General features: G+C 71.2%; 1 protein-coding gene. It reads left to right on the top strand.

Annotated elements, in window-relative coordinates:
* Positions 1 to 61: 61 nt before the first annotated feature.
* A partial coding sequence (locus AB0J10_RS31695; protein WP_363066540.1) for an amino acid adenylation domain-containing protein occupies positions 62 to 2,079 on the top strand: 2,018 nt, incomplete at its 3' end.

The raw sequence follows: 2,079 nt of genomic DNA, 5'->3' as shown, positions 1-2,079 counted from the left end.
CGAGGCCGAGTTCGATCCCCACGGGGTCGGTGGGGACGTGGGTGGCGGGAGGGTGCTGCGTGTGTCGGTGGTGGAGGGGGTGGGCGGGGACGTGGTGCTGCGGCTCCGGTACCGCACCGATGCGTTGGACGGGGAGGCGGCGGGCCGGATCGCCGGCTACCACCTGGCCGCGCTGGAGCGGATCGCGGCGGATCCGGGGGCCGCGTGCGGCGACACGAGCCTGCTGTCCGCCGAGGAGGTGGGTTTTCAGGTGGAGGGGCTGGCGGGGCGGCGGCGGGAGTTGCCGGGGTTGCGGGTGCACGAGTTGTTCGAGGAGCGGGTGCGGATGCATCCGGATGCGGTGGCGGTGGTGCATGGGGGGCGGGAGTGGACGTACGGGGAGTTGAACGGGCGGGCGAACCGGTTGGCGCGGGCGCTGCGGGTGCGGGGTGTGGAGGGGGAGGGTGTGGTGGGGGTGGTGCTGGAGCGGAACGTGGACTGGCTGGCGTCGGTGCTGGCGGTGTTCAAGGCGGGTGGGGTGTATCTGCCGGTCGAGCCGGGTTTCCCGGCGGGTCGGATCGCGGCGACGTTGTCGCGGGCGGGGTGTCGGGTGGTGCTGACGGAGTCGGGGAGTACCGGCTCGTTGGACGAGGCGCTGGTCTCGGTCGGTGGGGTGGAGCGGCTGCTGGTCGATGCGGCGTACGGCGAGGGGCACGCCGGGGACGATCTGGGTGTGCCGGTGGCGGCGGGGCAGTTGGCGTACATCTATTTCACCTCCGGTTCGACGGGTGAGCCGAAGGGTGCGATGTGCGAGCACGCGGGTCTGGTCAACCATCTGTTCGCGAAGATCGACGATCTGGGGATCGGTGAGGGCGGTGTGGTGGCGCAGGTCGCGCCGCAGTGTTTCGACATCTCGTTGTGGCAGTTGGTGGCGGGGTTGCTGGTGGGTGGGCGGACGGTGCTGGTGGAGCAGGAGGCGGTGCTGGATGTGTCGCGGTTCCTGGACACGGTCGTCGGTGCCGGGGTGAACGTGCTGCAGGTGGTGCCGTCGTATCTGGAGGCGGTGTTGGCGGCGTTGGAGCGGGAGCCGCGGCGGTTGGGGGATGTGCGGTGTGTGTCGGTGACGGGTGAGGCGTTGAAGCGGGAGTTGGTGGAGCGGTGGTTCGCCGCGCAGCCGGGGATTGCGTTGGTGAACGCCTATGGGCTGACGGAGACGTGTGACGACACCAATCATGAGGTGATGAGGGGGGTGCCGGGGCGGGTGTTGCTGGGGCGGCCGGTGGCCAATGTGCATGTGTATGTGGTGGACGAGGGGTTGCGGCCGGTGCCGTTGGGTGCGCCGGGGGAGATCGTGTTCTCGGGGGTGTGTGTGGGGCGTGGGTATGTCAACGATCCGGAGCGGACGGCGGCGGTGTTCGTGCCGGATCCGTTGCGGCCGGGGGAGCGGTTGTACCGCAGTGGGGATCGTGGGCGGTGGGATGTGTCGGGGAAGCTGGAGTTCCTGGGTCGGCGGGACACGCAGGTGAAGGTTCGGGGGTTCCGGATCGAGATCGGTGAGGTGGAGAACGCGCTGCTGGGTCAGGCGGGGGTGCGTGAGGGTGCGGTGGTGGCCGCGGCGGGGCCGGCGGGGACGCGGTTGGTGGCGTTCTACGGTGCGCGGGCGCCGTTGGAGAGCGGGGTGTTGGCGGCGGGGCTGGGTGCGGTGCTGCCGTCGTACATGGTGCCTGCGGTGTTCCACTGGCGGGCGGGTTTGCCGCTGACCGCGAACGGCAAGGTCGACCGGAAGGCCCTGGTCGCGCTCGCGGCGGGTCTCGGGGGTGCGGTCGAGGCCGGTGGGGAGGGGTGTGAGGCGCCGGTGACCGCGGCGGAACGGCGGCTGGCGGCGGCCTGGTCGGCCGTGCTCGGTGTGCCCGAGGACCGGATCGGCCGGCGCGACCACTTCTTCGACCGTGGTGGCACATCGCTGTCCGCGGTGAAACTCGCCATCGCCCTGGACCGGGCCGTCACCCTCAAGGACGTCACCCGCCACCCCGTCCTCACCGACCTCGCCGCACTCCTCGACACCGACACCACCGACACCACCCACGACCAACCGGCCCC

Source organism: Streptomyces sp. NPDC049887 (assembly GCF_040656535.1).
Taxonomy (GTDB): Bacteria; Actinomycetota; Actinomycetes; order Streptomycetales; family Streptomycetaceae; genus Streptomyces.
Note: the sequence above shows the minus strand (reverse complement) of the source record. Positions and strands in the feature narration are given on the sequence as shown.